The organism is Chloroflexota bacterium (genome assembly GCA_026713825.1).
Lineage (GTDB): Bacteria > Chloroflexota > Dehalococcoidia > Lucifugimonadales > UBA1127 > UBA1127.
This window is the reverse complement of sequence record JAPONS010000071.1, coordinates 1-26,276: the sequence shown is the minus strand read 5'-3', so window position 1 is coordinate 26,276 and position 26,276 is coordinate 1. Positions and strand designations below refer to the sequence as shown.

Here is a 26,276-nt window from a genome sequence, read left to right as displayed (position 1 = left end):
TTCAAAACCCAAATCCGTTCAGGTGGCGTCAGGCCCCTAATACTCCTGAAACAGCTTCCCCCACGGCGTGTTGAGCGCCTCGCGGATGCGGCGCTTGCCCTTGAGGTTGCGCCAGTAGCCGTTGTGGTAGACGTTCGAAGCGAGGTAGGCCAGCGGCACCAGCGGCGAGCGCAGCCACACCTTCTCGAGGAACTTGAGCGGCCCCCAGTAGATGAGCTTCTGCCCCCGGCTCGCAAAGGTGTTCTGTACCGCCTCGAAGTGGTAGTTCACGTCCGAGATGTCCTCGCCGACAACCTCGATCGCATCCGGGTCGCCGCAGCCGAGGCCGCGCTCGTGGGCGATGCGGATGAAAGGGATGCTCAGCGGGTCGAGGCCCATCATCTTCGCGGCAATGGCGTCGATGGCTACTTGGTCCGCCGAGGCCAGCATGACGCCCGGCGTGTGCCACCGCATGGCCCTTGGGCCCGGGCCATCGCCCGCGAAGGTGCCGTCCATGACCGCGAAGAGGCCGGAGTGCAGCTCCTTCTGGATGGTCAGCAGGTCAACCAGCGTCTCGTGGATGACTGAGTGGGTCCAGTGACGCTTGCGGTTCAGCAGGCCGCCAAAGGCGTTCTTCATCGCGCCCGTCATGGTGGTGAAGACGTGGGTCTTCATTGTGGGGAGTTGGATGATGCTCTTGCCGGCAAAGCTGGCCGGCACGGTGATGCCCTCGGGGAAGATCTTGTCCAGCACCAGCATCTCACCCTTGGGCTCGTAGAGCACCCACTCGTTGGGCGGCACGTCGAGGTGGACCGTCGGCACCTGAAGCCGGTCCGTGACCGACTTGTGCTTGTTGGCGACCTCGCCCTCGTAGGAGTCGACAACGACGGTGCCGTTGTGCGCGCCGATGAGCTCCGAGTAGCCGTCCACCCGCAGCGTCTTGATGACGCCCTCAAGCTGCCACGGCGACGTGGAGCACGCGGGGTACCAGTGCTGCCAGGAGATATTGATCTTGAGCAGGACAGGGTCCGCGATGGGCAGAACGTCCCGGTAGCCGGCCATGCGCATCGCCGCGCCGGTGTCGTCGAGCACCGTGTCGGGCGTGGTGCGCACGACCGCGACGACGGACCGCTTGGAGCTTGCCCCGAGATTCGCCGCGTCAGATGCGGAGGGTTGCGTTGTCATAGAAACAGTGTACCCCAGGAATTGGAGGTCACGCGCGCGCTTCCCAAGTCAATGTGTAACGGACTACCCGCTGCTGAACACCGAATCGAGCGCGCGGAAGCAACGGCCCGCGACGCCGGGTCCACCGAGCGCACCACCGGTCTCCGCGAGCAGCGCGGCACAGCGTTCCAGGAAGGTGTCGAGGTCGCCATCGGCGCGGTAGTCGTAGAGGGCTTCCCGGAAGTCGTCGACAGCCTGCTCCGTGGCGGTTTCGTCAGCCAACGCCAGCCGGCCGTCGATGGCGCGGGCGAGGTTGAAGGCGTCTTGCATGTCGGCCATGGCGGTCGCGCACCCCCATCTCCGTATCACGTACGGGGCAGGCTCTACCCTTCCGCCATCAAGGGGGAAGGGATCAGGCGCAAGTGCAATGGTGCCGAAGGAGGGAGTCGAACCCACACGCCCTCGCGGGCAGCGGATTTTGAGTCCGCCGCGTCTTCCATTCCGCCACTTCGGCCAGGGAGCAATTCAATTGTACGGGAACAGGTGGCCGCCCTCAACCGAGACAGTTGGGAGCGACGGATGCTGACACGCCTCAAGTGGGTGCGCTATACTTGTCATGTCAGACTTCATTATTGGCCGTATCCGCGTGGCGCATTCGTCTAGCGGCCAAGGACACCGCCCTCTCAAGGCGGAGACCACGGGTTCGAATCCCGTATGCGCCACCACTGCTTGCGGTACTCATAACACCACCCGCCAAAGCCACCTCTGCCGCGTCCGCCCCTGCCAGTGGGCTGTCCCACGGCGTAGGAATGGTGTAGTGGATGACGGCCCGTGCCGGGCTCACCGCGACCTGCTTCACGAAGGAGCGAACAAAGGCCTTGGTTTCCGTGATGCCGCTCTCCCGCAGGAACGCAGCCATGTCCCTCACGTAGGCCGTCACCGTGTCGAGTTGGTTCAGCATGTGGCGACGCGCCGACACCGCCGTGCTCTCCCATTGAGGGCAACATTGGCGTGACGGCGATGGGGTTGTAGAATGACCTCCTATAGATGAGAAGCGCCTTGAAAAGGGAGTGTGCCTGCGAATGACGCATCGCCTGCCTGTGTCAACAGCGTCGGCGGATGCGCGGCGCGCGGTGATGCCCGCGCCGGCGGGACTGCTTCAGGGCAGTTGGATGCAGAGTGAAGACGACTCGATATGCAATGGCTGAGTACAAGCCTATCTGTGCCGATGTCCAGGTCCCTGGTGCGTCAAGCCAGGCTGCTCCTCATACTCATGACGGCGTTGGCCGGGTTTTTTCTCCTTCTTGAGTTCCTGGTCTCCCTGCTTTCCTCAGGTCCCGGTGACATTCTTGCGACGACTCCCTTTCAGGAAGAAACCGTCGGGCTGCCTAACGGCGTCGGCATGCTTGAAGCGGCGGTCCTCGGCGTATCCGTGGTCCTGGCCCTTGCGGTGTTCATTGCGGCGATCGGACGGCGACCTGCCAAGGCTCTATTCAGGCCCTCCCTGCCCCTTGCCGCAGGCGCTCTGGGCGCCCTTGCCATCGCGGGCGCGGGAGCGTATCTCGCCTTCTCCGGTGTCGTGGGGCGCGATATCGGCTACAGCGAGCACACGGTCTATCGCTCCTTCCTGGAGTCGGGCGCCCTAGCCCTAGTGGCGGTGGTGTTTCTGACGCTCATCATCGCCGGGTTTATCAACCGGTATGCGCTGGCGCTTGTCGTTATAGCCTGGCTGGCTGCCGCCTCTGCTGTTGGCCTCTTCGACACGCGGCCCGTGGACGGCCTGTACCTCTTTGAGCGCCCGTCATTGCTCGAAGCGCCTTCCGAGTACACGGACGTTATCGAGCGGCACCAGAGGACGGACGCCCCCCTGGTTGAGGAAGCGAATCCGGACCCCGAGACGCACGGTGAAGCTGAAGCCCCACAGCCGCCGGGGGTAAGCGCCGTCGTCGCCCCATCCGTCACGGCGGACCTGTCGGAATCGCCCGATCCGCTGCCGGTGTTCTGGGTTTCCGGCGCGTTCCACACCCGCTATCTCCGGACCGCGACGGGCGACGTGTATGAAAACGGGGTCTGGACGCAGGTTGACCCCGGCTTCCTCCCAGCCGACAAGGACAGCCTGGTGCCCGACAACGTGCTGGCTGCGCTGGAGCAGCTGCGGGCCGCTGATGCGGGCGGTCTGCCGCCGGAACGGTTGGACAGGGCGCTGCTGGTCTACCCGACCGTTGAGCCCGCCGATCTGGTGCCGGACGTGATCGTCGTCACCCCATACTTGGAGGGTGGCGTGTTCAGCGCGGGCAGCGTGCCAAGCACGGAATTCCTCTTCAAGGTGGACGTCCCGGTCTCCTTCCATCCATTCAGCGCCACCCTGAGTGTCCCGGCGCCCACCGGCAGCTACCGGCTTTAGACCACCCTCCCCCGCTTTGCGCCAGACGATATGTTCGCGGCCGCTCCCGCCGCTGATTCCGCCTACCTTCAGTTGCCGGAAGACCTCCCGTCCCGCGTGCTGGAGCTTGCCGGGCAGTTCGATACGGACGAGTCCCCGTACATTCGGGCTATCCGGATTCACTCGTATTTGCGGGAGAACTTTGCGTACGCCAAACCGGAGGATGGAGGGGTCGCCAGAGAGCGCCCCGCCGGGCATGACCCGGTCGACTGGTTCCTCTTTGAGCGCCGCTGGGGAGACAGCAGCCATTTCAGCAGCGCATTCGCCATATTGGCCCGGGCTGCGGGCATCCCGGCGAGGGTCGTGGCCGGTTGGGCCATTGAAGCTGCTGCGGGACCCCAGGTTGTCAACGCCGACCAGGCGCACCAATGGGCGGAAATCGCGCTGCACGGCATCGGATGGGTGCGCTTCGACCCAACCCTTATAGACGCCTTCCCCCCTGAAACGGAAGCTGAACCACTCCCAACCCTGGTGGAGGAGTTGGAATCCAGTGACGACGCGAAGGCCAGGGAGGAGGCTGCCGAGTCCCTGGGCGATCTCGATGAACCGGAGGCGCTGCCCGCACTGATCGAAGCCGCAGAAAGCGACGAGTCGCTGGCGGTCCGGCTGGCCGCCGAAACCGCGATCCACAAGATCGGTGTCGACGAGCTGATCCGGCTGCTCCTGAACCACGAGGACCCGGTCGTCCGCGAGGCCGCGGCAAACGGCCTCAGGCTGGCCGGAACGTACAGGGTCGTGGAGGCGCTTCGCCAGGCCCTGTCCACCGACATGGAAGCACGGGTCCGCTTAGCGTCAGCGGGGGCCCTGGTGCAGATCGGCGGCGAGAAGGCTGAGCAAGGACTGCTGGACGCGGCGCTTGCTGATGAAGAAGCTGTCGTCCGGGAGGTCTCCGTTCTCGGACTCGGCGAGCGGAAGGCACGCTGGACTGCGGAGGGCCTGGTTGCCGTGCTCCGCACCGACCCCGACACGGATGTCCGCACCGCCGCTGCGCAGACGATGGGAGAGCTTCAGGTGGCCGTTACCCTGCCGCCTCTGTTGGACGTCTTGACAACCGACCCAGAGCAGAGCGTCCAGAGCGCTGCCAGGAAAGCGCTGGCCAGGTGGGAGACCAGCGTCCTGGCGGCAACCCTGCTGGATAACCCTGACCCTGCGCTGCGAGCCGCCGCCGCAGAGGTGTTAGGGTCGCGTCATAGTTTGAACGCAGTTCCCGCTCTTACTATAGCGTCAAGCGACCCCGATGAGTTGGTCCGCAACGCCGCCCGGGAAGCGCTGGACAACTACGGCCCCATAACCCGGCTGGAGAACGGAGCGGGCATTCTCCGTTTTGGGGATCTGGTAGGGGTCATCCCGGACGCTACTGCGTTCCGAAGCGCGGGACCGGAAAAGGAAGGCGTCTTCCAGGTGACAGGCGCGAGATCCACGACACTGCTGCGATCGGCAGTCGGCGCCATCTACGTTGATGGGCAGTGGCTTGCTGCACCACAGACGCGGCTGCGGCACTCGTCCAACCAGCAGGTACAGCACGGGGCCATCTCGCCAAGCGTCGCTCCCCACATCCTTTACCAGGACACCATCACTGTCGTGCCCGTACCTCCCCCATCCATCGTGAGTCTACGAGTCCTGGCCGGCTTGGTGCCGACGTCAGCGCACCTGGAGAGGGTGGAGGTCCCCGGAACGTTCTTGCCGGAGAGCGGTGTTTTCGCGCTTGAATACCCTGTCAGGAGCTACTCATGGACCGCGGCGGTCCATCGCTATTCCGAGGAGCAGTTGCGGTCGGCGGACAAAGCAGCCGTCCCAATCAATTCTCCGTACACCAGCCTGCCGGAGTGGGCGCGCACCGGGCCAGTCTTTGACCTCGCCGCGCAAATCACCGCTGGTCACCCGACGCCCTACGCCCAGGCCAAAGCGATCGCCGACTATCTGCGGACCAACTATGACTATGCCTTTGCAAACAAATCAGACGCACTGAAGGCTCCCGACGTGCAAGATCCCGTTGAGCGGTTCCTCTTTGTGGAACAGGAGGGGACATGCGGCAACTTCAGCAGCGCGTTCGTCTTCCTTGCCCGCGCAATCGGACTTCCCGCCAGGGTCGTCTCGGGCTGGGCCATCAGCGCCACGCCCTTCAGCCAGACCGTCTCCACGGACCAGGCCCACCAATGGGCAGAGGTGGCGTTTGAGGGGCTCGGCTGGGTCGCCTTCGAACCGACCCCCGGCGGGCCGCAGGCGCGGGCGGCGGATGCAGGACTGCCCACGGGTGACCCGGAGGAGCTAGAGGAGGCCTTGCGGGCGTTGGAGGAATCAGGCGCGGAAGTGGTGCGGCTGGAGAACGGCGCGGCGATTGTGGAAGACGGCGAGGACCTGGCTTTTGCGGGAGGCACCACAACCGCACAGGTATCGGAATTCCCTATGGGCCGGGTATTCAAAGTCGCTGGCGCCGCCAACACCGGCCACTTGCGTATGGCAACGGGAGACGTGTATGAGAACGGCGGATGGCGGCAACTGGACCCGGTGGACGTAAGAATCCTTCTGGGCGCCGTTGTCCCCGATGCAGTGTGGGCGGAGTATGCAAGCACGGATAGCCAGTTCAGAAACGTGCCCTTCGAGAGGCGGAGTCATGCCTCTCTGTTCGGGTTCATAGGGCTAGACCCGTGGGAGTACAGGTCACGGAGAGACGAGATTACGCTGTTTCCGATCCAGGACGATGCCGTCATTTTTCCCGGCGTGGTGCCGGTTGCCAATGGCCTGCAAACGATCTCGCTCCGGGGAGCGCACCGCCCCTATAGCAGGACATTCCGGTCCAGTGAGACTGTCCCGGCATACAAATGGACGTCGCATGCGCTGAGCTTTTCCGATGAATATCTCGTCCGCGCCCTCGCCGCCAGGGATCCGACGTACCTACAGCTTCCACCGGATATGCCGGAACGCATTCGAGAGCTAGCGCTGGAGGTAACGGCAGAGTACCGGTCGACATATGAGAAGGCCAAGGCGCTGGAACGGTACCTGAGCACCACCTTTCCCTACCGACTGGCCGACGGCCCTGAGGATGTCTTGCCGCAAGGACGCGATCCCGTCGATTGGTTCCTCTTTGACCACAAGGAGGGCACCTGCGGGGTGTTCAGCAGCGTCTTTGTGGTCATGGCCCGCTCCATCGGCATTCCTGCAAGGGTGGTGTCCGGCTTTGTCATCAACCCTACCCCGGATATCCAGACGGTGTATGCCTGGCAGGCCCACCAGTGGGCAGAAGTGGCGTTTGAAGGCCTGGGATGGATCAGCTTTGAGCCCACTGCGTCGGGCGCCGCGCCGTCGCGGCTGGCGGAAGAGGAAGACGAAGTTCCGGAGATTCCCGTCCGCCCGCTGGATACCATCACCACTATCACGCAGTCGCCGTCGGACGTCAGGAGACAGCAGCCCTTCACCGTGGGCGGCTGGGTGAACACCGCGACCGGCAGGTTTGTCGACGGCATGAAGGTCGAGATCTACGTGAACGAGACCAAGGAGCATGGCGGCGTGAAGATCGGCGAAACGGTGACGCGCCAAGGCCGGTACGACGTGGAGGTGCAATTGCCGCCGTCCCTGGAGGTGGGCGGCTGGCAGCTGCTGGCCCGCGCCGTGGAGAACGACAGCTTTAATGAGTCATGGAGCGACCCTGACCTCACGGTGTATTCCGGGACCGGCCTCCAATTGACCGGCCCGTCCAGTATCCCGGTGGACGTTGGAGCCGTGTTCACGGGCAAGCTCAGTGAGGACACCGGGCGAGGCGCGTCAAACCGTGAAATTACGGTCGCAGTGAACGGCAGCGCCGTGGACCCCGTCATGACTGACGACTTCGGCCGCTTCACGTTCACCCGGGCCTTCGCGGACCCCGGTCCCCACTGGGTTGAGGTGGAGCTGAAAGGGCAGGCGTTCCTGCTGGACAACAGAGCGCGCATCGACTTCGAGGTGACGCTCCCCACGGAGACCGCCGTCGATGTCTCTGTCTCCGTGGAGGTTGGTGAAGAGTTCCGCATCACCGGAACGCTGCGCGGTGTGCGCGGCGAGCCGCTTACCGGCCGGAGCATCGTAGTCCGCGTTGGCGATCTCCCTGTGAAGCAGGTCTCCACAGACGCGGATGGGGCCTTCGATCTCGTGAGCATCCTCGACGAGCCGGGGCCTTTCACCGTTCGCGCCGGCTATGCCGGCGACGGCCCCATCCTCGCCTCCCAGGCCATCGCGCGGGTGGCTGTGCGGGAGGCCGCGCTCCTCACGTTGGGGGGGCCCAGCACAGTCGAGCTCGGCGACGGAGGCGGTTTTGCCGGACGCCTCGCCAAAGCCGACGGCTCGCCCATCGGTCAATCGACGCTGAGGATCGTCGACGCCGCGGGGGAGGAGCTTGCCGCGGTGACCACGGACGATGACGGCGCATTTCAGTACCGTCATGAAGCCTTCTTCCAGACGGGGCCCCACTCGCTCTCCGTCCTGTATCCCGGCGCCGACTTCATCGTCCCGAGTTCCGCCCGCCTAACCTTTTCCGTGCTGGCGCCCACGTGGATCAGCCTGGAAGCGCCCGCCATCGTCAGGGACGGCGAGAGCCTCACCGTGTCCGGGACCCTGCGGGACGTCAACGGGCAACCCGTGCGGGACGCCCGGATGGAGGTTGTCGGAGACATCCCGCTCACCCTCACGACCGGCGTCGACGGCAGCTTCAGATGGGAGACCGTCGCGCTGTTCGATGAGACCGCATCGGAGTCGGCCCATGAGTCGCCGCTTGTCGTGGAGGTCGCATTCTCCGGAACCGACCACCTGGCGGCGAGCTCCGCCGCAACCGACGTGGTTGTCGGTGTCCCGCGGCTTCTGCTGGAGCCGCTGGAGCCGGTGGCGCGCGGCGATACCGTCACGCTGCGCGGCACAGCGCTGCTCGGCGCCCGCCCCGCGTCGGGCATCGAATTGACAGTGGAGGGCGACGCCGTGCAGGCCGACGCCACGGGCACCTTCTCCTACACCCACCGGGTGCCCGATAGCGCCCCGCTGGGGGCCGGCGAGTTGACGGTCGCCGCTCCCGGCCTCGATGTCAGCGCGAGCGCGTCCTTCATGGTAAAGTCCGCCGTCCGCGTTACCGTTACCCCCATGGACAAGCTGCGGCCCGGTGAGTTGGCGGAACTGGAAGTCCGACTGCTGGACGACAGGCGGAGAAGCATTCGCAATGCCGGTCTGCGTTTGGACGATGGAACGCAACTGACCACGGACGGGCTCGGCGCCGCGCTGCTGGAAGTCGCTGTGCCGGACGACGAGGAGGCCCTTACCCTCCCCCTCACGTTCACCTATGACGGTGACGAACGGCACATGCCCCTCACCTACTTCATCGGCGTGCCGGTGACTCCTTGGGGATTCAACTGGCTTCTGTGGGCCGGCGCACCCGGCGCCGCCGCCGCCCTTGCCGTTGCCGGCTATGCGGGCAGCAGAATGCGCCTGGTGCCGCTGCCGAGAGTCCTCACCCGGCGCCGCGAGGATGCGACGGTCTCCGAGGAAGCCCTGAGGGACGGCGTTGAAGACGTCAAGGATGAGGATTCGGCGGAGACCCGTACCCGAGTTGCGCTCACCATAACGTTTGCCAAGCCTGCCGCGGACATCCCGGACGTGTGGGGAGTCGGCGAGGACGTGGATGTCTCCGTAACGGCCGCGGACCGTGATGGGGTTCCCATCGCCGGGGCGGAGGTCCAAGCGTCCGTGGCCGGCGAGCCGCCGCAGTCGCTTGTCGCGGGCGACGACGGGACCAGCACGCTCCAATGGACAGCGAGCGATACAGGCGAATACCAGGTTGCGGCGGAGCTTGCGGGGAACCAGGCTTGCCTACCGGCCAGTGATTCCAGGACTTTCCGCGTCGTGGACTTCCGGGAGGAGATCGTCCGGCTGTACAACGCCTTCCTGCAATGGGCGGCGAACAGGACCAACACGTCCGTTGACCAGATGACGCCTCGGGAAGTCGAGCTGTTGCTCGTGTCCCGGGAGTTGCCCGTGCCCCAGAAGCCCCTGGATGAGCTGATATCCCGCTTTGAGGAGGCCGACTACAGCGAACACCCCATCGTCCGCCGGCATTACGAGTCCATGTACCGCGCATGGCACGCCGTGGTGGAGGAGTAGCTGTGGTAACCGCCGTACCCTCGTACCGATTGCCGCTGACCGCCCTCTTCCTGGTGGGAGTCCTGGTGGCTGGATTCTTCCTGTTCTGGCGAACGGCCAGTCCGCTCTCCGCCTGGTCCGGCATAGATCTGGACTTCCTCTTCCCCCCTATCGCGCTGTGGACGGTCCTGACGCTGCTGAGCCGTCTCGCCGCGCGGGCCGACGGTACGAGGCTGGCAGCACTGCTGTGGAGGCCCACCCGGTCGGGCCATGAACTGCGGGCCGCCGCCGCCCTGGCCTTTGCGAGGAGATTCCTAGCGGACCTCGCGTGGTTCATACTGGGCCTCGCGCTCATCGCTGCGGTCCCCGCAATGACGGAAGCCCTGGCCGAACGCGAAAGCGGACCGGTGCCCGATGCCGCGCTGCCCTACGTTGCGGCTTTCGGCCCGATGTCCATGTGGGGACTCCCCCTTATGACACTGGTGGCCGTCCTGCGCGCAATTGCCCAGGTCCGCCCCGGCGTTGGCGCGGCGCTTTCCATGCCCTGGTGGCGGCTCGTTACCCTCGGATCCGGCTACGTCCTGCTGTCCAACGGCGGCGTGCTGAACGTCGCTGTCGGCTTCGAGGGCTCTCCGCTGCTGACGGCCCTGGCCGCCGCGTTGGCGCTGTCCTATGGCGCGTTGGCCCTGCGGAACGTTCTCAGGGAGCGGGTCCGGCAGCAGACGGCGAACGTGCTCCGAGCTTTGCTGCTGCTGGCCGAGGCCGCATGGGTCAGCGTCTCCCTGCAGGCGTTGGCGGGGCTCCCCTCCGCGATCGAATCTGTGCTTGCCGGCCACTTTGGGTTTGACGCCGCCAGGGCAGCGGAGTACGTGGTGAGCTTGGGGGAGCTGACGTCGCCGAAACTCCTCGCCGTGCTGCTGCCCTTCGCGCTGGTGCGCGCCTGTGGTGTTTTCTGGCCCCCGGTGGACCGCATCCTGGGGTTCCCCGTAGTCCGCCTAGCGCTCCTGAGTGTCGTGTACGTGGTGTTCTCGGGCAGCGGCATCCTTGCGGTCGCTGTCCAGTTGAGCGTTCCGCAGGTCATGGCTGTGCTGGCCCTGGGGATCATGCTTTCCTACGCCGCTTCGATCGTGGGTAATGTTGCGCGGACCGATTCGCAGTTTCGATACTGGCCCGCGGCCTCGGTTGTCCTCGCGTTGGCGGCGGCCTCGATCGCCGCCCTTGCTGCGGGGTTGTCGATGGGGGTTGTGCTGGACCATTTGCCCGCCATCAACGCCGCGCTCATCGACAACGAGTCGACGCGGAGCATCGGCCGCGAAGCGATACCCTACTTCGCGACCCTATTCGACGTGCGTGTGAGCGCTGCGGCCCTTGGCGCCGCCATGGCCTTCGCGCTGACCCTTCCCTGGTCTCGGGAAGACCGGGTCTTCACGCGCTGGCAGCCGCTGTTGAACGCCGTCGCTTGCAGCGCCGCAGGGTACCTTGTATGGGTGGTCGGGTCGTCGCTTTCACCGCTGGGACATGGATTTGTTCTCGGTGGCGCGGCCGGCGCCGCGGGCATGTTTGCACTGGGGCTCGCGCAGGTGTTCAGCTATGCCGCGGCGTCGCAAAATGCCCTGGCCCCCATGGCAAGTTGGCTCGCGGTCTCGCGGCTGCGCGGCGTGGTTCTCGGGGCGGCCCTTGCGGTCTACGGTCTCCTGTTGCGCCCGGTGCTCTACGAGGCGTTGTGGTTCGCCGCCCTCTACGAGTACATTGCGCTGCTGGCGGTCCTGTTCCTGGCCCTGCTTTTCGTGGTGGACCTCCTGCGAAGGGATACCGCAGTCCCCGAGGCGCAGGAGCCAGACTCAGGCCAGTGGACGCGCCATCACCAGGTCCTGGAGAGCAAGGACGACCCCCGCTCCGCGCTCTCCTCCGCCATGCGCCGGCGGTTTGTGGACTACGGCGAGTGGAAGCCTCTCTGGTCATACCTCATGGCCCTGCTTTACCGGAATGGCGTCTCCCTGGAGGAGATGCGCGCAACCCTCCGCCCGATTCGAGCGAGCGCCGTTTCCTCAGCTGCCATGCGGTTCCTCGATCGCAGCAACCTGCGGCGGATGGGCAGGGTGGCCGCGCTGGAGGAGACGCTGCGGCGCGCCGACAGTGCCCTGGCCTCCGGCCAACCGCCACTGCCGTCCATCAACGAGGCCGACCTTCGCGCCGCCGCCGCCCTCTTCGTCGAGACCGGCGCCGATGCCGAGCGATTGGTCATCGCCCTCATCGTTGGGCATTGCGGGCAGGGCCTCGACGTGCAAAGCGCTATAGACCGCTGGCTTCACCTCCTGGATATGCCGGAGCGGGAGTCGGGGTGGTTCCTGCTGCCCTGGACCCGCGCGAACGCCCGGACTCGCGAACGGGACGAGCGCGTCCGGCTCGTGGACAACACCGCGGCAACACTCTTCAGCCCTGCGGCCCGCGCCTCCGCCAACCTGGACCCAAGAAGGTTGGCCGAGGTCGTCGCAGCGTCCGGCGCCGGCGACTGAGTCAACATTCACCATCGAAAGGGCGGCAATCTACAGATGAACGAGCAACAACTGGAAGAGGCCCGTCTCTCGTGCGAGCGAATCATCGACCGTATCGCGGAGGTCTTCGTCGGCAATCGTCTTATGCTGCGAAAGCTGCTGGCCGCCGGGCTCGCCAACGGCCACGTCCTGTTCGAGGACTATCCCGGCCTCGGCAAGACCCTCCTGGCCAAGCTCTTCGCCCGTGCCATTGGCGGCGATACCAAGCGCGTCCAGTTCACCCCGGACCTGCTGCCCTCCGACATCCTCGGCATGAACGTCTGGCGGCAAAACGACGGCACGTTCCAGCTCATGCAGGGGCCGGTGTTCACCAATGTCCTCCTAGCCGACGAGATCAACCGCGCGCCCCCCAAGACCCAGTCCGCTCTGCTCGAGTCGATGGAGGAGCGTCAGGTCACCATTGACGGGGACACCATGTCCCTCGGCTCGCCCTTCGTTGTCATTGCGACGCAGAATCCCATCGAACAGGAGGGCACCTACCCGCTGCCTGAGGCGCAACTGGACCGCTTCCTCCTCAAGCTCTCCACCGGCTACCCGGCCAACGACCAGCTTGAAAGCGACATCCTGCTGCGGCGCATCCAGTGGCAGAAGGACGACCCAACTGAGGACATGGAACCTGCGGTGGACGTTGGCCGCTTCGTAGATCTCCAGCGCTTCGTGGAGACCGGCGTCTACACCGACCAGGTCATCGTCGAGTACATCACGCAGATCGTCCGGCTCTCCCGTGAGCACCCACGCGTGGCCGTCGGCGCCAGCCCTCGCGGGGGACTCGCCCTCCTCCGGGCCGCCAGGTCCATCGCCCTCATCCACGGCCGCGACTTCGTCGTGCCGGACGATGTGAAGATGGTCGTCCCCGATGTCCTCGCTCACCGCGTCATCCTCAACATCGAGGACACGCTGGAGGGCACCCGCGGCGAGGCCGTCGTCGACGACGTGTTGGCGCAGGTGCCCGTGCCCAGCGACATGGGAAGGATGGCCCGCTAGCGATGTCCAGGTCGTCGCAGCTCATCTGGATTGCGCTGTCACTGGTTTTGCTGTTGCTGGGCCTCTCATGGGGCAACGTGCTCCTGCTGACCGGGGCCGTCTTTCTCCTCCTCACCGTCCTGCTGACGACTGCCCTCGCGCCGCCCTCCAGCGTCGGGGTCAAGCGGGAAATGTCCCGCGCCGCCTGCTGGGCCGGTGATGCGCTGACGGTGCGGCGTGTGCTCACAACCCTGCACGGCATCGGCCCTGTCTTCATTCACGACGTGCTGCCCCCGGAGGCCGAGCTGGTGGAGGGCAGCAACCTGCGCGTGGTCTGGAAATGGCCCGGCAGACTGGACGCTGACGTCTCGTATCGGCTGCGGTTCCCCAGGCGAGGCGCCTACACGCTGCCCGAGTCCGGTTGGGAATCGCAGGCGCCCTTCGGCATCGGCCGAAGCCTCCTGGGCGTGGGGGGACCGGCCTTCGAGGTCTCCGTCGTGCCAAGGATCCGCAACGTGACGCGCCTCAATGAGGTGCGCGCCGTCCACCGCACCGGCCGTTATCAGGACGACCTCGCCAAGACCGGCGCTTCCACGGACGAGTTCAAGGAGATCCGCCCGTACCACCCCGGCGACTCGTTCAAGCGCATCAACTGGAAGGCCAGCGCCCGGAACGCGGGCGTCAACAATCTCCCGCTGGTGAACGAACTGGAGCCGGAAACCAAGCGGGCGGTGTGGATATTTCTGGACATCGCCGACTACATGGACGTGGGCTTGCCGTTATCGAACCCCCTAGAAAGCACCGTGGAGGCCGCGGGCACGCTCGCTCAGTACTACCTTTCGAGGGGATCCACCCTTGGCGCCTACGCCTACAACGGCTCCGGTGGCGCGGGCGAGATCCTCGCGCCTGAGACCGGCATGCGGCAGTTCAACCGGCTGATGGAGATGCTGGCCGGCGTGAAACCGGGTCCTCCGGAGCAGGACCTCCTGCAGTCGGTGGAACGCTGCAAGGGCTTCCTGTACCGAATCAGGCCGGAGGTCTTCGTCATCACCCGCCTCGATGTCCACTACACGCGCCCCGGCGAGGACTCGGCGGAATTCGAGCGATTCAAGACCGCGATCAGCCGGCTGATCGCATTGAAGCCGCGCTCGCTCCGCTCCGGCCGCGTGCGGGTCGTGCACGTGGAACCGCAGGAGGCCCCGGCGGCATCCCGGGGGCTGGGGCTCGCCCGCTGGGAAACGCGCCATGTGGCGACGGAGCTGCGCAACAGGGGCGCCTACGTTATCGAGTGGGAGCCCGCGCGGGAGGAATTCACGTCCGTGCTGGTGCGGCACGTCGATGTGTACAGGTAGCCTGGAGATCGGATGAGTGTGAGAGTCGCCGCCGCGGAAACACTGCTGCTTGCCAGCCTGCTGTTCCTGGCAGGCTTCGTCGTGTGGGACGCGGGCCCCGCATTAGGCCTGTCGGAGCCCCGGTGGTTGACGTGGCTCACCGATCTCTTTCCCGGGCTCTTTTCAGTGCAGGTCATCGTCGCCGTGGCGGCACTCACGGTGGCGTATTGGGCGCTGCAGGCCCTGGGGCACACTCAGCTCCCCTTCTGGATCATGGCGGGACTTGTCATCCTCCCCCACGCCGTCCCTGTGTGGGGCCACAACCAACTCGAGTGGTACGAGCTCTTGGGCGTCCAGACCGAGCTCATAGGTGAGCGGTTACTGCTGCGCGACGCCGCGCTGCTCCTGGCGAGTCTGGCTGGCATCGTCACGTTGCACCGGATAATCGGCTTGCGTACCCTCGATCGCCGCATGGCGCTGCAGGGCATCGCGACGGCCGACAGAAGCCGCGTGCTCCTGTTTGAGGGCCTCCTGTTCGCGGGCCTGCTGGCCGCCGGGCTGGCGCTGGCGCTCGCCTCGGTCTTCGTCGCCACGGTCCTTGGCCGCTACGACGAGCTCCTCGAAGGTTCGACCTGGGCAGTGGGCGCCACCGGCGTGGGCGCTGCGTTGCTCCTGGCCCTCACGCTCCTCCTCTGGCGCCGTTCCCACTGACTCCACCAAACCCGTCTGCCCCAAGCCTGTCGAAGCGTTGGCTCTACAATTCCCGCGCAGGCAGGAACAACTCCCTCGGTTTTCGTCACTCTTGAGCATGGGAGCCAAGATATCTACTTCCATCAGCAGGTAGAGACAAGGGCGACGGCCAGAGCCAGAATTGGCTTGGCCGGGCCAGGATCTTCCGGCGCCTTACCCAAATCGAAATTTCCCGGCGAAAGGTCGTAACTCGATAGCCCCTGGCCCAACAACTGCTATCCCTTCACCCCTGTCCTGCACACTACACTCATTGCCCTGTATCGAGTACCATCTCGTCATCTTCTGCCGAGGTTTAGGAGGGTGCGCATGGCGGCGCGGGAACTGCGGGACCTGGTTGTGGTCATCACCGGCGCGGGGCGGGGCATGGGCGCGGAATACACGCGGGCCTTCCTGGAGCAGGGAGCGCGCGTCGCGGCGCTGGAGCGCTCCTGGGAGGGCGAGGAGGCATTCCGCGAGGAGCTGGACGCCAACGAGCTGGCCCTCACCCTCAACTGCGACGTCTCCCAGGACAAGGACGTGGACGACGCCTACGCCGCCGTCATCGACCGCTTCGGCACCGTGGACGTGCTCATCAACAACGCGGCGTTCCGCACCCGCGACCAGCAGCACGAGGGCGCCCTGGGCATCACCATCCTGGAGACCGTGGACGCCGACTGGGAGCGGGCCTTCGCCACCAACGTCATCGGCGCCGTCAAGATGATCCGCCGCTTCATCCGCCCCATGATCGAGAAGCAGTGGGGCAGCATCGTCAACGTTTCGACTACCGGCAGCATCCCGTCGCACGAGCTGTGGCGGCCCTGGAGCCGCGAGCAGCCCTACATGGCGACAAAGGCCGCGATGACCAACATGTCGCACTACCTGGCCGACGAGGTGCGCGGGCACAACATCGCCGTCAACGTCGTCTTCCCGCCGGGCGCGCGCACCACGGGCTTCGACGACCGCTCGGCAGAGCGCGTGGCGAAGGGGATGCAGCCGACGTCGCTGTCCAGCCGCGCCGACACGGTGGTGCCCGTGACCCGGTTCCTCGCCACGCAGGACGCCAGCGAGGGACTGACGGGCAAGATGTTCACCGCCGTGACGTGGAACCTGGAGCATGGCTTCGGGGGGCCCAACGCATGGCTGGCGCCGGATCCCATCGGCAACCCGGAAATGACGAAGAAACTGCTCTCAGGTGAACTCGGGCCGCGGGCGCCGCGCTTCGGCGGGCCGGGTTAGACGCTACGGCTGCGTTGGTGTTGCAGCAGCCGCTCGCTGCCGGGACGGGGGGCGTGCGAAGCTGACGATGCTGGCCACGCCGAGCCACGCGGCGACAATCGCCGAGAACGCCAGCATGTACGAGCCCCGGATGTCGTACAGCCCGGCAATGAGCACCGGGCTCATCGACCCGCTGACGGTGGTTATCGGCCTAATGATGCTGTTGACGGCGCCAATGTGCTGCCGCCCGAAGTAGTTGGCGACGATCATGGGCCGCATGATGAAGAACCCGCCCACGGCCAGCCCGTGGAACCCGCCGGCCATCACCAGCGAGATTGGGCCGGATATCTGCATGAAGAAGATCACGCTGGCCGCGGTCACCAGCGCCTGTGCCATCAGCAGGTAGCGGACCGAGAACCGCTCGCTGAGCAGGCCCCAGAAGAGACGCACGCTGATGGAGCAGATGCCGTAGGCCACCGCCGCGAGGGACCCAACCGCCGCCGTGAAGCCGATGTCCTGGAAGTAGGGCAGCCAGTTGGCAAAGAACCCGCCCATGCAGAGCGTCGCCATTGCGAAGGCCAGCGCCAGCAGCCAGAACGTCATGGTGCGCGTCGCCTCGCCGCGGCTGTAGCTGACCTCGGCGGCGGCGGAGGGCTGCGTGGCGACCGAGGCGGCCGTGGGAGTCGCGGCGGTCGGGGTGACCGGCCGCGTCGAGGGGTCGTCGCCGTCGGGCAGCAGGCCGACGTCCTCCGGCCGCGTGCGGATGAGGAAGGACAGCGGGACCAGGACGCAGAACACGGCGAGGCCCATGATCAGCCATCCGTCGCGCCAGCCCACGGCCTCGACGATGGCCGTCACGGTGATGGGGAAGAAGAGCGGGCCCATGGCCGTGCCTGTCGACGCGATGCCGAGGGCGCGCCCGCGACGCCGCACGAACCACTTCGGCACGACGGCCACGGTCAGCATCTCGCTGAGCGACGACATTGACAGCGCGCCCAGGCCGCCGAAGATGAGGTAGAACACCCACAGATCGTTGACCCACTTCATGCTGACAAGCGCCGTGCCAAGGGCGACGGCGCTCATGAGCATGAGGAACTGCGGCCCCATCTTCTTGTCCTGCAGCGGGCCGATGATGGGCGCCAGCATGCCCGCCGCCAGCGCCCGCACGGTGAATGCCCCGTAGAACGCCGACCGCGACCAGCCGAGGTCGTCGCCCATGTGGGTCACGAAGACGCTCGCGCCCCACACGCCCGTGCCGCTGGTGAACGCACCGCCCACGATGGCAATGGCAACGATCACCCAGCCGTAGTAGAAACGCGGCCGGCGTGACCCCTGCTCTGGCGCTGCAGCGTCCACATCACCCCCTTACGCCGCCAGGCACAGCAACCTTATGCCAAGGGTGCGTCAAGGGCAACCGCCGCAGCAGCATCGGATTGCGGCAAACCGGCTTTCGCCGGCACACCGCCGCGTCACGAGGTTAGCCGGGGGATGGCATCGGGCAGTCATCCATGTCGAAGTGTTGGCCGTTCAGGTTGATCGTATCCTCGAAAAGGCCCGGCCGCCCGATGGACTGGCGGGCAAAGCGTCCGTTGCGCATCAGCCCGGCGACTCGGCCGCTAGCTGCGGCTTCCCGGCGCGCCGCCTTCCGATGCGGCGATGTTTGCCTCGCCGGCGCATCCGGCCCAGGCCAGCGCCGCAAGCATCCGCACCGGGTTCAGTATCTGCCACAGGACTCCGTTGTCGATGAAGTAGGCGTTGGCGAAAACGATCGCGCCCAATCCCGCCGAGACCACTGCGGCCCCGCGTCCCGCTGCGCACCCGGTCCGCCACAGGGCAACCGCCGCCACGCTGGAGGAGCCGATGAACAGGGGGTTGATTGTGCGCCAGACGTTGCCCCAGTGGTCGCCAAACAGTCCGCTGTACCCGTTGGCGAGCACGGCGAAGGCCAGGATGCCCAGCGCAAGGCTCCGCACCCACGGGACGCGGCGCGTGCTCAGCCAGACCCACCAGACGCCGACGGCCCCGATGAGCAGCGGGCCGGTCTGCCAGAGCTTCCACGGCCAATAGGGAACAGACATCCCATCCGGGTCCACCAGGATGGTCCGCTCCGTCCAGGCAAAGACGGCCAAGGCCACGAAGGCCGCAGCGGCCGCAGCCGGGATTGGGGCGAGGTCCCGGGGCGCGATCAGTTTGAGCATGTGTTCCCTAGCTCCGGCAGGGTTTGCGGCAAGTCAGCCCGGCTTCCGCGCCGAAACATCACGCTTACCGAAAAACCATTGCAGGCGAGTCCGGGGCATCGTACGTGTCCCCAATCCGGGCTGTCAAACCCGCCGGGCTGTTCGTCCATGAGTCTCTTGAGCGGCCCGGCTACCGGAAGCGGGACGTCGCCGGACGCCGCGCCGTCTTTCAGATGCGGCCGGGCAGCGTGTGCGGTTCCCAAAAGGCCGCCATCCTTTGACTATGACAGACCGGCCCGCGACGGCGTCTATCCGGGTCATGCCGATGCAGGTCAGTCTGATGGTTGCGGCCCACTCTCCGGCTCCGGCGGCCCGCCCTTTGCCATCCAGTAGCCGACGCGGGGCTCGGTGAAAATGTATTCGGGGTTGTTCGTGTCTTCACCCAGCTTGCGGCGGAGCTTGCCCACGATGGTCCGCATGGGCCGAAGGTCGCTATCGCCCTTCTCTCCCCACACCCGGTCCAACAGACGCTGGTAGGTCAACAGTCGCCCGGAGTTGGCCGCGAGCTCGGCGAGCATCCGGTACTCAATCGGGGTCAGCCGAACCGGACGACCGGCAAGGGTCACTCTGCGCTCTGAGTAGTTGATGGTCAGGGCGCGCAGCACGTACGGTTCCGACGGCTCGCCCACCGAACGGCGGCGCAGGGCCGACCTGATCCTCGCCGCCAGCTCAGTTGGAGAGAATGGCTTGACGACGTAATCGGCGGCGCCCATGTCGAAGGCCCTGGCGATCAGCTCCTCCCGTCCGTAGGCGGACAGGAAGATGACCGGCACGTCCGCCGCCTCCATGATGTCCTTCATCAGATCAATGCCGTCGTATCCGGGCAGCATCATGTCCAGCAGCACAAGCTCAGGCTTCTCTTCCTCCACGAGCCGGAGCACCTCCTCCGGGTCTCCGGCCACTATCGGGTAGTATCCGGCTCCGGCCAACGTATCCCGGACGTACCTGAGTGTCTGGGGGTCGTCGTCCACCGCGAGGACCCGCACCTGTTCCTCAAAGCCGGTTTGCATATGACGCAGGGAACTCTCCGCAATCGTTGGAAATCGGCCAGCGGCAGCAGTTCCGGCTTCCTCCACCGTCGGAAGGGTGAAGGTGAAACGTGAGCCACGTCCCGGCCCGTCGCTGTCGGCCCAGATGCGGCCGCCGTGCGCCTCCACTATCCCCTTGCAGATGGCGAGCCCCAGTCCCGTGTCCCCTCCCTGCTCCTCAGACTGGACCCGGGAGAACTTGCGGAACAGGAAGGGCAGGCTCTCGGCGGGTATCCCCCGTCCGTCGTCGGCCACCGAGAACGCCACGTCAACGCCCTCCCGCGCGGCACTGACCCGGATCACCGACAACTGGGGCGAGTGGCGCGCCGAGTTGGACAGGAGGTTGCGGAGCACCTGGACGATGCGCCGCCTGTCCGCCATGACCAGGGGAAGGCCCGGCTCCACATCTATGGTGAGGTTATTCCTGCCTCCGGAGCTGATGAAGGCGCTCCTGGCCCGGTCCACCAGCACGGCGGCATCCGCGGGTTCGGGGCTGACCGGCAATTCGCCCGTCTCGATGCGGGCCACATCCAGCAGGTCGGCCACCAGGCCGTGCATGTGGTCGGCCTGGTCCTCAATGATGCGGAGGAACTGGCGCACCACCGCCGGGTCCAGCTCCGTGGACGAACCCAACACCGTAGCGGCGGAGCCCTTGATAGAGGTCAGCGGCGCACGGAGTTCATGGCTCACCATGGCGAGAAAGTCGGCCCGCAGCCGCTCCATCTCCTGGACGTCGGCCATGTCCTGCATGGTGACCACCATCGACTCCACGGCGCCCCCGTCGGAGAGGATGGGCGTGGCGTTCAGCAACACCGTGACCGTCCGGCGGCCGGGCACCTCCAGGACAATCTCCTCGGCCCGCACCGTCTCGCCAGCCCTCAGCAGCTCGGCTACGGGGAAATTCCGCAGGGAGACCTCCCGGCCGTCGGCCCGACGGAAGGTCATCACGTCCAGCATGGCCTCCAGAGATTGGCCGGGGCTGCGCAGGCTGTCGACGATCCGCACAGCCTCCCGGTTGAAGGACTTGGGAACCCCTGAGGCGGCATCGAAGACCACGACGCCCACCGGGGAGGTGTTGATGAGGGCCTCAAGGTCAGCCCTGGCCTGCCGCTCCTCCCGGTGCCGGCGGGCGTTGGCGATGGCCATAGCCGCCTGGGAGGCGAAGAGCACGAGGGTCTCCTCGTCCTCCCGCGTGAACTCCCGGTCGCCCGTGTCATGGCCCAGATAGATCGTACCGACCCCGACCCCCTGGTGACGGATAGGAGCGACCAGCAGGGACTTCACCGGCACCGAGGGCAGGAACCGGGGCATGTCCAGTCCTCCCAGGTGGCTGTCAACGTCCGAAACCCGCAGGGGCTCCTCAAGCCCGCTGAGATACTTGAAAAATCCCAGTCCCTCCGGCATGTCCCACAGCCCCTGGTGCTCCTCCCCGGTCAGGCCGGAGACGATGAAATCGGGCGTCTGCCCGGCTTCCCCCCAGACGGTTATCGCCCCGTAGCGTGAGGCCGTCAGCGCCCGGGCGCTGTCGACCACCTCCTGCAGCACCGTGTCGAAGTCGAGGCTCTCGTTGATGCGGAGGCTGGCCTCGCTCAGTCGCGTGAGGCGCTCCCGCAGCCTGGCGATCTCCCGGTGGGGTCCATCCTGTTGGTCCAACTGGTCACCTCGGCGGAAATATCCAGATCCCGGCAATCCGATGCCGATGGACGGAGAAGTCTGGGCGAATAGAGGCACATTATGCCAAATCCGGCGAAAAGTTACAAGTAGTCATGGGAAATTGCTCAAAAAGTTACAGCAAGATTATATGGATGTGGTACGATGATTCGCTGTCTTACCCCCAAACACAAGCACAGGCGGGAAATTCATCGGCCTCCGTCCAAGCTGCGGACGTTGCCGACCCCGCGCAGGCCGCCTTCGGACGGCCGTCCAACGACTGGGGTTTCAGGCAGTTCGATGCCGGTAGTGTAGTGGAGAGGCATTCATGACGCGTGAGGAATCAGGAACGCCCGACTATACGATGGGCTTCAGTCCGGCTATGCTCGAATACCTCCAAAGGCATACCCTGGAGACCAATGCAGCCTATTTGATTCCGTATCTGAAGCCCGGAATGCGGGTCCTGGACTTCGGCTGCGGGCCCGGCACCATATCGGTGGGGATCGCCAGGGCCGTAGCTCCCGGCGAGCTGCATGGGGTGGACATGGAGGAGTCCCAGGTGGAGCGGGCCCGGGCCGTAGTCCGGGCCGATAGGCGGGACAACGCTGTTTTCCACGTTGCCGATGCCACGGATATGCCCTTCGAGGATGATTACTTCGATATCGCCCACTCTTACAACGTCCTGATGCACGTTCCCGACACCGCCGCCCTGCTGGCGGAAGTGAAGCGGGTCCTCAAGCCGGGCGGCATCATTGGATGCCGGGAGATGATCTGCGATTCATGCTTTACCCACCCGGACTTTGGGTACCTGCAAAGGGGCTGGGAAGTATTCAGGGACCTGGTGGCTGCCGACGACGGCCATCCTCAAATAGGCAAATCCCTGAAAACTCATCTTCTTGCGGCCGGGTTTGCCGACGTCCAGGCGAGCACGTCCTTCAACAGCTACAGCTCCCAGAGGGACCTGGACTACTTTTACGCCATGGTCAAAAACTGGTTCCTGTCTCCCGATGTAAAGGAAGCGGCTATAAAGTACGGGGCCGCCACCCAGGGACTCTACTACAACATACGGGAAGCCCACGAACAGTGGAGGGCCCATCCGGGCGCGCTGGTCGGCATAGCTTACGGGGAGGCTGTGGGGTATAAGCCGTTTGCCTGATCCCCGGCTGCGCCGCTTGCCCATCGGGCCGGGCAATGGCGGGCTGCCGCGGGGAGCTTCACAGTTCAAGCTGCATGTGCAAAACAGGGGAGGCATGAGGTATGACTGAAGAGCAGGCGGGAACGCCAGATTATACGATGGGCTTCAGCGAGGAGTTCCTGGAGAACCTCCGGCGATTCACGGCGCAGGCAAACGCCGCCTACCTGATCCCGTATCTGAGGCCGGGCCTCCGGGTCCTGGACTTCGGCTGCGGGCCGGGCACCATATCCGCGGGGCTGGCGCGGGCCATAGCGCCGGGCGAGCTGCACGGCGTGGACATGGAGCCGTCACAGGTCGAGCTGGCGCGGTCGGTGGCGGAGGCGCACGACGTCAGCAACGCGACGTTCCACGTGGGCGATGTGACGGCCCTCCCCTTTGAGGACGACTACTTTGACGTGGCCCACTGCCACAACGTGCTGATGCACATTCCCGACACCGCCGCGGCGCTGGCGGAAGTGAAGCGGGTGCTCAAGCCCGGCGGCATCCTGGGGTGCCGGGAGATGATCTGCGCGTCCAGCTTCACGGAGCCCGATTTCGGCGTCATCCGGCAGGCATGGGATATGTTTGAAGACCTCCTGGCCGCCGACGACGGGCATCCACAGATGGGCAAGGAGCTGAAGGTCCACTTGAAGAACGCGGGGTTTGAGAACGTCTACGCCACAGCGACGTTTGACATCTTCAGCGCGCCCGCGGACGTCGAGTTCATCTACGGGATAGCGACCCAGTGGTTTCTGTCGCCGGAGATCGCGGAGGCAGCCATAAAGTACGGAGCGGCGACGAGAGAGCTGTGCGACGCAATCGGCAATGCCTATGCCAGGTGGAGGGAGCATCCCGGCGCCTTCCTTGGCGTGGCGTATGGGGAGACGCTGGCCAACAAGGCGTTTGCCTGATCCCTTAGCGCCGGCCCGGCCCTCGCCGGCGCGTCTGTGCGGGCGGACGCAACGCCCTCCCCGTGACTGAGGTCTCGCGGCGCTCGCCTGAGCCGTCCGTCCGGGGCTACTCGGGCTCCGCCAATGCCTCAAGGTTGGCGATGATGCGGGACGTGACCTGAAGGAAGACCTGCAGCTCATCCGGCCCAATCCCCTCTATGAGCCCGGCGTTATACTGCGTGATGTCCTCCATGATGCGGGAGGTCAGGTCTCTGCCCTTTTCAGAAAGCCGGAGCATGACAATCCGCCGGTCCTCAAGAGTGCGGCGCCTGATCAGCAGACCTGCGTCCACCAGCGTGTTGACGAGGCGGCTTATGCGGGCGGGGTCCACCGGCAGGAATCTCACCAGCTCCGTGGCGGTGCATTCCCTGTCCAGTGCATCACAGACTCTGAGGAGGTCGAACTCCATAGGGGTCAAGCCGTGGACCGCCACCTGGGTCGTCAAACTCTTTATCGCCAAGTTGTTCAACTCGGAAATGCGCACTCGCCAGTCGTTAGCCAGGATTTCGGTCCAGTGGCCTGGGTCATTCGGGGGGGTAAGGTCTGCCACGTTTCCCGTTCCTTCCTTTGCATTAGGGCGCAGAAGCCTTGGCGCGCCCGGTAGCCCGTCCCGCCGGTGAGCGTTGCGCTGCGGCCCGCTCCAGGGGGCATCGGCTACCATCTCGTATCTTATCACCTTGTTGTAGTATACATCGCAAAATTGGGGGTTGACAATGTTTTTTGTAGACAATTATAGTCTTGGAAATCACTGTTGGTGCAACAGTAGAGCAACACACAGATTGTGTGTGCAAACACTTGGGAGCGCCAACAGCGCACAGGGGCCCGGAGAGAACGGCGAATGGACATTCGGGCCGAAAACTCGACGGCAGGGGCAATACAGTAGATGGTCCACAGGGCAGAGAGATTGCGGGTTGAAGTCCTGGGCGCGGCATTGCTGGCCCTGGCCCTCATTGCTTTCATTGGCCCCCTCTCCCCGCTGCCCGCCGCCGCTGAGGAGACCGTTCCGGTCCCTCAGCCTACTCCGGCGCCTCAGCAGGCGCCGGAACCCACGCCGGAGCCGCAGCCTACTCCCGAACCCACCCCGGAGCCGCAGCCCACTCCCGAACCGACGCCTGAGCCGCAGCCTACTCCCGAACCGACGCCTGAGCCGCAGCCTACTCCCGAACCAACTCCTGAACCCACGGCTGCGCCGAGAGTCACCGTACCGGCACAACCCACGGGGCTGCGGGCCGACGCCCAATCCGGCTCGCTGAGCGTGCAGGTGGACTGGGACGACATCACCGGAGCGAGCCGGTACCTGGCCCGCTGGCGCGTGGCGGGGCCTGGGAACTCGCTGAACACGGGTGTGGAGGTGTACTCCTCCGACGCCACAATCACCGTCGGCGGCTACGGCGAGTGGGTGGTGCGGGTGGAGGCGTGCAACAGCGCGGGCTGCGGGTCGCCCGGCACAACGCGGTTTACGGTCGAGCAGGCCGCGCAGGCGTCGCCGCCCCCCGTGCCGACGGCCACGCCGCAGCCGAAGACGGATCCGTCATCGCAGGCGGACCTGACGCCGTCCTTCTCCGTTGCAATCAATGCGCTGTCCTTCCAGGAGGGCGAGGACGCCGGCGAGACGGCGCTGCCCGAGGCCGACGGCGGCGACGGCGATCTGACCTACAGCCTGTCGCCCGATTTGCCGGAGGGGCTGGCGTTTGCCGCGGGCACCCGCACACTCAGCGGCACGCCGTCCGAGGCCGGCGAATACGCGATGACCTACACCGCCGCCGACGCGGACGGCGACGAGGCGGCCTTCACGTTCACCATCACCGTGGACGCGGCGCCAAAGACGGCGAAGCAATCTTTGACTAGCCCCGGTACACCAACGGTCACCCGCGTCAAGTTCAGCAAGCCGACAAAGCCGGCGTTGAGCGTGAGCTGGACGGCTCCGGCGATCACAATAAACTTGGAGCGCTACGCTGTGGAGTTCCGTAAGCAGGGCTCGAACACGTGGCTGCCATACGGCCAGGTGAATGGGTCAACACTTAACGCGGTGCTGGGCAAGGATGAGAACCTGAACCTGGAAGCGGGCGCCACCTATGAAGTGCGTGTGCAGGGCCTCTATGACGGTGGCGGCTCCTCCTCGTGGTCTGGCACTGGTTCCGGCAAGGCCAACAGCCCGCCCAAAGTCGGACTGGTTTTGACCGATTTCGAGATTATTCGTGAGCCGTATGCGTCATACAGCAGACCCGCGGGGGAGTGGCCGACGTACTTCACTGACTCCGACGGCGACACGCTAACGCCTTCAGCGGAAGCCCAGTATCCGGGTCTGTTGAGAGTCTCGGCATCCACGGGAACCGATTATTCCATCCGTGTAGTAGGACTCAACCCTGGCACCTCGACGCTGACGTACGGCGTCAGTGACGGGTACGGCGGTGTCGCATCGAAAACGGTTACGTACACGATCGTCTATAACGCGGAGCGCGCTGTCATGGAGAACTCCGCTGCGGGCACGCTGGTTGGCGCCCCGGTGGCCGCCACGCCCTATGGAGAAGAGACGTACACCCACACGCTGCATGGTGAGGCTGCAACGTACTTCGACATCGTCGCCGCCACGGGCCAGATCAGCGTGAAGCAGGGGACTACGCTGGACTACGAGACCAAGACCTCGATCTCATCCCAGACGATGGTCGGGAAGTCGATGAGGTCCAGGCCCGTCTGCACCAGCCGGGGGTGGCAGACCAGCACGTCGATGCCCTGCTTGACCTTCTCGGCGACCCACGCCT

Annotated in this window: 16 protein-coding genes, 2 tRNA genes and 1 pseudogene; 12 read left to right on the top strand and 7 right to left on the bottom strand. The window is 65.5% G+C overall.

Going from position 1 to position 26,276, the window contains the following annotated elements; genetic code table 11:
- Nucleotides 1-36 precede the first annotated feature (36 nt).
- The 3 genes from OXC99_08930 to OXC99_08920 form a co-directional block, all read right to left on the bottom strand.
- Complete coding sequence (locus tag OXC99_08930) at nucleotides 37-1,164, bottom strand: DUF362 domain-containing protein (GenBank protein ID MCY4625104.1); 1,128 nt, start codon at nucleotides 1,162-1,164, stop codon at nucleotides 37-39.
- A gap of 63 nt (nucleotides 1,165-1,227) precedes the next feature.
- Entirely contained in the window at nucleotides 1,228-1,512 is a 285-nt protein-coding gene (locus tag OXC99_08925) for a hypothetical protein (protein MCY4625103.1), read from the bottom strand.
- Nucleotides 1,513-1,571: 59 nt separating this feature from the next.
- A tRNA-Leu gene (locus OXC99_08920) sits at nucleotides 1,572-1,657 on the bottom strand.
- 134 nt (nucleotides 1,658-1,791) lie between these two features.
- Here OXC99_08920 and OXC99_08915 point away from each other — a divergent pair.
- From OXC99_08915 to OXC99_08875, 9 genes and pseudogenes are all read left to right on the top strand, one after another.
- Nucleotides 1,792-1,868, top strand: a tRNA-Glu gene (locus tag OXC99_08915).
- A gap of 497 nt (nucleotides 1,869-2,365) precedes the next feature.
- A complete protein-coding gene (locus OXC99_08910) occupies nucleotides 2,366-3,547 on the top strand; it encodes a hypothetical protein (GenBank protein ID MCY4625102.1) in 1,182 nt (393 codons plus the stop codon).
- 30 nt (nucleotides 3,548-3,577) lie between these two features.
- A pseudogene (locus OXC99_08905) lies at nucleotides 3,578-3,991 on the top strand (transglutaminase-like domain-containing protein).
- Nucleotides 3,989-9,703: a HEAT repeat domain-containing protein gene (locus tag OXC99_08900; GenBank protein MCY4625101.1), complete on the top strand. Its 5,715-nt coding sequence runs from the start codon at nucleotides 3,989-3,991 to the stop codon at nucleotides 9,701-9,703. Before OXC99_08905 ends, OXC99_08900 begins: the two are co-directional and overlap by 3 nt.
- A gap of 2 nt (nucleotides 9,704-9,705) precedes the next feature.
- Nucleotides 9,706-12,198, top strand: a complete 2,493-nt coding sequence (locus tag OXC99_08895) for a hypothetical protein (GenBank protein MCY4625100.1) — start codon at nucleotides 9,706-9,708, stop codon at nucleotides 12,196-12,198.
- A gap of 36 nt (nucleotides 12,199-12,234) precedes the next feature.
- Complete coding sequence (locus OXC99_08890; GenBank protein MCY4625099.1) at nucleotides 12,235-13,221, top strand: MoxR family ATPase; 987 nt, start codon at nucleotides 12,235-12,237, stop codon at nucleotides 13,219-13,221.
- 2 nt (nucleotides 13,222-13,223) lie between these two features.
- Nucleotides 13,224-14,552, top strand: a complete 1,329-nt coding sequence (locus OXC99_08885) for a DUF58 domain-containing protein (GenBank protein MCY4625098.1) — start codon at nucleotides 13,224-13,226, stop codon at nucleotides 14,550-14,552.
- A gap of 12 nt (nucleotides 14,553-14,564) precedes the next feature.
- Nucleotides 14,565-15,242, top strand: coding sequence for a hypothetical protein (locus OXC99_08880; GenBank protein MCY4625097.1), 678 nt, complete (start codon nucleotides 14,565-14,567; stop codon nucleotides 15,240-15,242).
- A 345-nt stretch (nucleotides 15,243-15,587) separates the two neighbouring features.
- On the top strand, nucleotides 15,588-16,496 hold the full coding sequence (locus tag OXC99_08875) for an SDR family NAD(P)-dependent oxidoreductase (protein ID MCY4625096.1): 909 nt from the start codon (nucleotides 15,588-15,590) through the stop codon (nucleotides 16,494-16,496).
- A 3-nt stretch (nucleotides 16,497-16,499) separates the two neighbouring features.
- Here OXC99_08875 and OXC99_08870 read toward each other — a convergent pair whose 3' ends face one another.
- The 3 genes from OXC99_08870 to OXC99_08860 all read right to left on the bottom strand — a co-directional run bounded on the left by OXC99_08870 (nucleotide 16,500) and on the right by OXC99_08860 (nucleotide 21,393).
- Nucleotides 16,500-17,774 (bottom strand): MFS transporter, encoded by a 1,275-nt coding sequence (locus tag OXC99_08870; GenBank protein ID MCY4625095.1) that lies wholly within the window; start codon nucleotides 17,772-17,774, stop codon nucleotides 16,500-16,502.
- 317 nt (nucleotides 17,775-18,091) lie between these two features.
- A complete protein-coding gene (locus OXC99_08865) occupies nucleotides 18,092-18,673 on the bottom strand; it encodes a hypothetical protein (GenBank protein ID MCY4625094.1) in 582 nt (193 codons plus the stop codon).
- A gap of 311 nt (nucleotides 18,674-18,984) precedes the next feature.
- Nucleotides 18,985-21,393: an ATP-binding protein gene (locus OXC99_08860; protein ID MCY4625093.1), complete on the bottom strand. Its 2,409-nt coding sequence runs from the start codon at nucleotides 21,391-21,393 to the stop codon at nucleotides 18,985-18,987.
- A gap of 325 nt (nucleotides 21,394-21,718) precedes the next feature.
- On the opposite strand from OXC99_08860, the gene OXC99_08855 reads away from it, so the two are divergent.
- Entirely contained in the window at nucleotides 21,719-22,546 is an 828-nt protein-coding gene (locus OXC99_08855; protein MCY4625092.1) for a class I SAM-dependent methyltransferase, read from the top strand.
- A 101-nt stretch (nucleotides 22,547-22,647) separates the two neighbouring features.
- The gene (locus OXC99_08850; protein MCY4625091.1) at nucleotides 22,648-23,475 is read left to right on the top strand and encodes a methyltransferase domain-containing protein; all 828 of its coding nucleotides are present in this window, start codon (nucleotides 22,648-22,650) and stop codon (nucleotides 23,473-23,475) included.
- A 106-nt stretch (nucleotides 23,476-23,581) separates the two neighbouring features.
- On the opposite strand, the gene OXC99_08845 is transcribed toward OXC99_08850, so the two are convergent.
- Nucleotides 23,582-24,064, bottom strand: coding sequence for a MarR family transcriptional regulator (locus tag OXC99_08845; GenBank protein ID MCY4625090.1), 483 nt, complete (start codon nucleotides 24,062-24,064; stop codon nucleotides 23,582-23,584).
- Between the two features lie 354 nt (nucleotides 24,065-24,418).
- On the opposite strand from OXC99_08845, the gene OXC99_08840 reads away from it, so the two are divergent.
- The coding region (locus OXC99_08840) for a putative Ig domain-containing protein (GenBank protein MCY4625089.1) at nucleotides 24,419-26,276 on the top strand (1,858 nt) is incomplete at its 3' end.